Genomic DNA, 7266 nt, shown 5'->3' on the forward strand with positions numbered 1-7266 from the left:
TTAGTTATGGGCAGAGCCGTATCTATGACATGAAAGGCATGGATGGTTCTGAAGCGGCGATTGTTGCACGCTTCATCTAAGGTTGAAGGGACAGGAAGCTCTTACTTTTTGGGCAAGTGCAGATTCGATCATAAAAAATAACAAGATCATCAGCCGCTAGAAAAGGTTGGCCATCCTGTTGATTTGGGAATATAACCAAGCTTTTAGAAGTAAAATGAATACAACCGCAAAAACATTTGGAAATTTTCCATTTATTTGATATGCTTAGTTTGAAAACCAAATATGAATCAGCTTAAAAGGGGGAGCTCGGTTAAAGCCCAATGCTGTCCCGCAGCTGTATTTGGGAGCGTTTTGTAAGACTTAGTCTCAGCAACATAAAACGGGAAGGTTCGAGGAGGGCTTTTTTGTTTGGAACAGTAGAGTATGAGACTGATTGCTTTCAAACGTGCATCATGCAACTTAAGTGGTGAAAGTCACATTCGCAGGCTTCCTCATCCGGATAGGAAAGAGTATAGAAAAAGAAGTTTTTTGAACAATCATGAAAGGGCTTACAAAAATATATAAAGAGCTATTGGGAGATGGGAGGAAGATACGATTAGAAGCTAAAGAGACGTTTTTTCATGGACTAGATGGTGTGAGGATGCTTTCATATTTTCATAAACAGCCAGAGACTTTGTGTGTGCCACTAATTTGCAGGCTTCGGCAGATATTGATATCGAATTTAAGAGAAGCGGCATTCGTTCCATTAGCCGATCAGCAGTTGCCTAAAATGGCAAATCGCTCGAAACAAAAGAAGAGATGGTTCAAAAAATCAGGTTGATCAAAGAGACGGCTCATCCAGTCATCATCGTCGCCCCGGACGGATGCCCGGGGGCGGTGAAAGATAGGAGAGGGTTATCGAAAGAGCAGATACGATCTTCTCCTGGGCACTCAAATCCGAAGAAGTATTTCAGGATTTTGGCTTTCTGATCATCTATCCGATATCCTTGCGGGCGCCTATATACGAATATTTCAGCTTAAAAACACACAATAAGAAAAGGAGTCTATAACTCGTATCACGAAATAAATGTAAGCGGATTCATTTTGTTTTTATCATCGCTAAATTCATGAGTGAAAGCGAGGAGGAACGTGATGGGCAAAGCAAAAATTCGATTGGATGAACCCTTTATTTCTCATCATGAATCGACAGCTGGAAGATTTACGCCGGAAGATTTTACTGAGGAAGATCAACTCATTTCAAAAACGACAGAATTATTTGTCAGAAACGAAGTCATGCCCCTTCTTGAATCGATTGATCAGCATGACCACGGGAACGTTAAAAAATTGTTTCAAGAAGCGGGAGCGCTCGGCCTGCTCGGTATCGAAGTGCCGGAGCAATACGGCGGCCTCTCTCTCAACAAGAAGCTGTCAGGGCTTGTAGCCGAGAAGATGGGAGCGGGCGGGTCGTTCAGCGTTTCCTTTAATATTCATGCGGGTGTCGGGACATTGCCATACGTTTATTATGGAACAGAAGAACAAAAACAAAAATACCTTCCGAAGCTCGCTGCGGGAGAATGGATCGGAGCATATGCCCTAACAGAGCCCAGCGCAGGATCAGACGCTTTAAACGCAAAAACGACGGCCGTCTTGAATGAGGAAGGAACAGCCTGGATTTTAAATGGTGAAAAACAGTGGATTACAAACGCACAAGTGGCTGATGTATATGTTGTCTTTGCGAAAACGGCTGAGGGCATGACCGCATTTATCGTCGAGCGGTCGTTCGAAGGGGTTTCGATCGGACCTGAAGAAAAAAAGATGGGGATCAAAGGGTCTTCGACAGCAACCTTAATCTTGGAAGAGGTCACAGTACCTATCGGGAATGTTTTAGGAAAAGTCGGAAAAGGGCATCACGTGGCCTTGAACATTCTAAACATGGCGCGATTAAAGCTGGCGTTTTCGAACATCGGGACATCAAAACAAGCATTGAGGCTTTCCGTAAGCTACGCTAAACAGCGTAAACAGTTTAACAGACCGGTCATCAGTTTTTCCATGATTCAAGAAAAGATTGCGGATATGGCGATTTCGATTTACGGAGCGGAAAGCGCCGCCTACAGGACGGCAGACAGCTTAGACAATGTTTTTGATTGTGCTGATCCATTAGACGATAGATTGAGAGAACTGGCAGCCTATGCATCCGAATGTGCGATCAATAAAGTAAACTGCTCCGAAGTACTCGGCCGGATCGCAGACGAAGCCGTACAGATTCATGGCGGATACGGATACATGCAGGAGTATGAAGTGGAACGGTTGTACCGAGATGCGCGGATCAGCCGGATTTTCGAAGGTACAAACGAAATCAACCGACTGACAATCGCCAAACTTTTGATGAAAGAGGCGCAGCAAAACGTCAGCACAAGGTTTGAAAATCAATTCAACAAGGAAGGAAACCGAAACCAGCAATTCATTCACCTGTCTCACCGGCTTCTCAACAAATCTTTAAACGCGCTGACACGCACTAACATTAACATTCAGCAGGAGCAGGAATACTCACGGCTCGCCGCCGACATGAAAAAAGAAATCTATGTGATGGAATCTGTTGTCATTCGGACGGAAAAAGCGATACAACGGTGCGGGAAAGAAAAAGAGCGATTGAAAGAGATGATGACGAACATCATTTGTGAAGAAGGCTTCCGGAGAATCGAAGAGATGGCGGTGACCTTCTTATCAGGGATAGAACCAGATGAAGCCGAAAGAAAACTCGTATTGAAAGAGATTCGCAGCCTTCCTTTACCCCTCTTCAGCAACCTGTTTACTCTAAAGCGTAAAATTGCAGAAAGAATAGCCGATCATGAAAAATATATTGTGTGAACGGAGTGAAGTCTTGTGAAAAAAATCGGGTTTATCGGTTTGGGCAACATGGGTCTTCCAATGGCGAAAAATTTGCTTCTGGCAAACTTTATGGTGTATGGAATGGATCTCAACAAAGATGCTGAGATGTCCTTTCATCAAGCAGGAGGAACGATCGGCCTTTCGGTTGAAAAGATGGTTGAACTTTGTGACGTCATCCTGACAAGCCTTCCTTCATCAAACGCCGTAGAAGAGGTTTTTCTAGGGGAAAAGGGACTTGTAAAACTGGCTGACCCCGGCATCCTGCTGATCGATACGAGTACGGTCGCTCCTGAACTGAATCAGCGGATTGCAGAGGCAGCAGAGAGTAAAGGCGTTGATTTTCTCGCGGCGCCTGTCAGCGGCGGTGTGATCGGGGCGATTAACCGGTCACTTACCTTTATGGCAGGAGGTGCGAAGTCCGCTTTTGATCAGGCAGTGCCTGTTTTTAACGCAATGGGCGAGAATATTTTTCATGTAAATGAGAACATCGACAGCGGGACGAACACGAAGTTGATCAACAACCTCTTGATTGGATTTTATACAGCCGGTGTGAGCGAAGCTCTGCATCTTGCGAAAAACAGCAATTTGGATCTTGATCAATTGTTTGAGATGCTGAACGTTAGTTATGGGCAGAGCCGNNATATCAATGGAGAATGGGTTCATTCTACAGGTGCCGAAGTCGAAGAAGTGGTCAATCCTGCAAACGGAAAAATAATCGCCTATGTGCCTCTATCTACAAGAGCGGATGTGGATCGCGCCGTACAGGCCGCTCAACATGCTTATCAGACTTGGTCATTGGTGCCTGTGCCCAACCGGGCAAGACTTTTATACAAATACCTGCAGCTTCTACAAGAGCAAAAAGAACAGTTGGCAGACATCATTACGATGGAAAACGGCAAAACCTTAAAGGATGCCCGCGGAGAAGTGCAGCGAGGAATCGAAGTCGTAGAGCTTGCGACCGCGGCACCTACTTTAATGATGGGAGAATCTCTGCCCGCCATAGCAGACGGCATCGATGGATCGATCTGGCGCTATCCGCTAGGAGTCGTTGCCGGTATTACGCCATTTAACTTTCCAATGATGGTTCCCCTGTGGATGTTTCCACTCGCCATCGCGTGCGGAAACACGTTCGTCCTAAAAGCTTCAGAACGAACACCTATTCTTGCAGAGAAACTTGTAGAACTGTTCTATGAATCAGGTTTTCCTAAAGGTGTCCTGAACCTTGTCCATGGCGGTAAAGACGTCGTGAACGGTTTATTGGAGAATGAAGATATCAAAGCCATTTCCTTTGTTGGGTCAGAGCCGGTAGCAAGGTATGTGTATCAAACGGGGACAGCGAACGGAAAACGCGTTCAGGCGCTTGCCGGGGCTAAAAACCATGCGATTGTCCTGGCGGATTGCCATCTTGAAAAAACAGTTCAAGGCATCATTGGAGCGGCGTTCGGCAGCAGCGGGGAACGCTGTATGGCCTGCTCCGTGGCGGCGGTCGTTGATGAGATCGCCGATGAATTTATGGAATTGCTCATTTCTGAAACGCGAAAGCTGAAAACAGGAGACGGCAGATCCGAGGATCACTTTGTTGGCCCGCTGATCCGTGAAGTCCACAAAAACCGCGTCCTTGATTATATTGACAGCGGTGTAAAAGAAGGAGCCGCATTAGCGGTAGACGGACGCGATCCCGATGTTCAGGAAGGATACTATGTGGGAGCTACGATTTTCGATCATGTGAAACCGGACATGAAAATATGGCAGGACGAAATTTTCGCGCCGGTATTGAGTGTCGTGCGAGTAAAAGACCTTGATGAGGGAATCGAACTCGCCAATCATTCCGAATTTGCCAACGGTGCTGTTATTTACACATCGAGCGGCAAAAGCGTGCAGCAGTTCCGCACCAAAATTGATGCCGGCATGATCGGCGTGAATGTCAATGTACCAGCCCCAATGGCGTTTTTCTCCTTCGCAGGGAACAAAGCCTCTTTCTATGGGGATCTTGGAACAAACGGAAAAGACGGCGTCCAGTTTTACACACGTAAAAAAGTCGTCACCGAACGCTGGTTTTAACCTGAGAATCTCTAAAATAGGATCCCTCTAATTGCAGGATAAACACTTTTTAGAGGGGTCTTTTCTATTGAACAGCTATCTTCAATCAGGAGGGATAAATGTTGAACTACACATACGTAACGCTTGAAAAGGAAAATGGTATCACGACCGTCACATTGAACAATCCCCCAGCAAATACGCTATCTTCTTCCTGTATCGCCGAGATGCGATCCCTTTTTCAGGAACTGGCCCGGGATGATGACACAAGAGCCGTTATCATCTCAGGAGCAGGCCGCTTCTTTGCGGCAGGAGCGGACATAAAAGAATTCGTTTCAAAATTAGGGGATCAGGAACAAGGGTTGGCGCTCGCTGAAGGAGGCCAAGCGCTCTGTGATGAAATCGAAGCTCTTAAAAAACCCGTCATTGCCGCGATAAACGGACCAGCTCTTGGCGGAGGTCTTGAACTGGCGATGAGCTGCCACTTCAGAATCGTTTCAGATCAGGCGACAGTAGGTCTGCCAGAATTAAAGCTCGGTCTGATTCCCGCGTTTGGAGGCACGCAGCGGCTTCGCAAAATCACGGATACAGCCACAGCACTTGATCTCATCCTGACGAGCCGAACACTTTCAGCTCATGAGGCGGTAGAGCTTAAGATCGCGCAGCTGGCGGTGAAAGAAGAGGAACTGTTGAAGACGGCAACTGCTGTCGCGGCGTCATTTGTAGAAGGCAAAAGCATGACCAGTGTCATGCGTGCAGTGGAATGTATCATACAAGGCAGCAGCGAGAGCATGGAACAAGGGCTGGAAAGGGAACGAAAAAGATTTGCCGAGCTGTTCCTGACTTCCGATGCCAAAGAAGGAATTCACGCATTCGTTGAGAAACGCAAACCAAATTTTCATCATTCATAAAAGGAGTTGATCAAGATGTCCGATGAAGTGTTGTTTTCCGTCAATCAAAATGGCACCGCAGCCATTGTTCTGAACCGTCCGAAAGCGCTCAACTCACTCACTTATGAAATGGTCTGTCAGATTGACGAAAAGTTAAAAGAATGGAAGACAGCCGATAACATTTCTGTCGTGGTCATAAAAGGTGCAGGTTCAAAAGGGCTTTGTGCCGGCGGTGATATTAAAACACTCTATGAAGCTCGTTCGTCAACATCAGCTTTGCAAGATGCAGAGCGGTTTTTTGAAAAAGAGTATGAGGTCGACATGGCAGTCTATCAATTTCCAAAGCCGATCATCGCCTGCTTGGACGGCATTGTGATGGGCGGAGGGGTCGGCCTGACGTATGGGGCCAGTCATCGGATTGTGACGGAGAGGACGAAATGGTCGATGCCCGAAATGAATATCGGCTTCTTTCCGGATGTCGGCGCAGCCTATTTTTTAAACAAAGCGCCCGGGTACTTAGGGCGCTATCTCGGCTTAACGGCGTCTGTTATACATGCAGCTGATGTGCTGTATATGAACGGCTCAGACATCTACATGGAGAGTGACGATTTAGCGCGATTGATTCAAAAAGTGGAACATACGAACTGGAACCATGTAAAAGTTGAGGAAAAGCTTGATCAGATGATCGAAGAATGTCGGACTGAGCCTTCGCAAGAGAGCAAGCTCGCTCCTTATCAAAAAGCGATTGATCATCACTTTAGGTTTGATACGTTGGAAGAGATCCTTCAGTCGCTCGAAAGCGAGGGAAGCGATTTTAGCGTGGATGTGAAGAAACGGCTTCTTTCAAAGTCTCCATTTTCATTGAAGATCACATTAAAACAACTGGCGGGCGGCAAACAAAAAACGATGGAAGAATGCTTTGCTACAGATCTGATGCTTGCCAAGAACTTTTTGAAACATCATGATTTCTTTGAAGGAGTGCGGTCCGTCCTTATCGATCGTGATCAATCACCGAACTATGAGTATCAACACGTTTCAGATGTAACAGATGAAGTGGTGAATCAGTTCTTTCACCCTTCTGAATCTGCCCGATGATCAAAAGGAGAGCTGACCTTAGACGTCGGCTCTTTTTTGCGGAAGCGCTTATTTAAAAATGCGTGTTTATTGGATGTTGTTAAATTGACAAAGCAAATTGTAAATTTAAGTCGATTCCTTCTCGGCTTTTTTAGGTTGACTTCTTTAACTAAAGTTGCCCGTTAGTTGAGAAGGCAGCAAACAGTGAAGGGATTTTAGCATTTTTAAAAAAACAAATGATGATATTTTTATATCATGATAGCATTCGAAAGGTATCAAATATCATCCAGAAAGGAAAAAGAAGATATGAATATGAAAGTCGATACCCTTCCAAACTATCGTCTCTCATATGTGCGACAAATTGGTCCTTATGGTCCTGGAAACATTAAAGAAATGG

4 protein-coding genes and 1 pseudogene are annotated in these 7266 nt (G+C 45.7%); all 5 read left to right on the top strand.

All coding sequences use genetic code 11. The features are described 5' to 3' along the window. Window positions 1–1131: 1131 nt before the first annotated feature. The 5 genes and pseudogenes from BTA30_RS21230 to BTA30_RS21245 all read left to right on the top strand — a co-directional run bounded on the left by BTA30_RS21230 (window position 1132) and on the right by BTA30_RS21245 (window position 6890). On the top strand, window positions 1132–2847 hold the full coding sequence (locus tag BTA30_RS21230) for an acyl-CoA dehydrogenase FadE (RefSeq protein ID WP_076763881.1): 1716 nt from the start codon (window positions 1132–1134) through the stop codon (window positions 2845–2847). Between the two features lie 15 nt (window positions 2848–2862). Next, window positions 2863–3504 (top strand): annotated as a pseudogene (locus tag BTA30_RS24010) (NAD(P)-dependent oxidoreductase); the annotation flags it as partial. After that, complete coding sequence (locus BTA30_RS21235; RefSeq protein WP_239695199.1) at window positions 3478–4929, top strand: CoA-acylating methylmalonate-semialdehyde dehydrogenase; 1452 nt, start codon at window positions 3478–3480, stop codon at window positions 4927–4929. The pseudogene BTA30_RS24010 and the gene BTA30_RS21235, both read left to right, overlap by 27 nt. Before the next feature lie 101 nt (window positions 4930–5030). Further along, on the top strand, window positions 5031–5816 hold the full coding sequence (locus BTA30_RS21240) for an enoyl-CoA hydratase-related protein (RefSeq protein WP_076763887.1): 786 nt from the start codon (window positions 5031–5033) through the stop codon (window positions 5814–5816). A gap of 15 nt (window positions 5817–5831) precedes the next feature. Further along, window positions 5832–6890, top strand: a complete 1059-nt coding sequence (locus tag BTA30_RS21245; protein ID WP_076763885.1) for an enoyl-CoA hydratase/isomerase family protein — start codon at window positions 5832–5834, stop codon at window positions 6888–6890. Window positions 6891–7266: the final 376 nt, after the last annotated feature.

It is taken from the genome of Bacillus swezeyi, from assembly GCF_001969815.1.
In the GTDB taxonomy this organism is placed as follows: Bacteria; Bacillota; Bacilli; order Bacillales; family Bacillaceae; genus Bacillus; species Bacillus swezeyi.

Coding starts and splice junctions, on each gene's coding strand:
- BTA30_RS21245 (WP_076763885.1), top strand. CDS start 5,832: ATGTCCGATGAAGTGTTGTTTTCCGTCAATCAAAATGGCACCGCAGCC.
- BTA30_RS21230 (WP_076763881.1), top strand. CDS start 1,132: ATGGGCAAAGCAAAAATTCGATTGGATGAACCCTTTATTTCTCATCAT.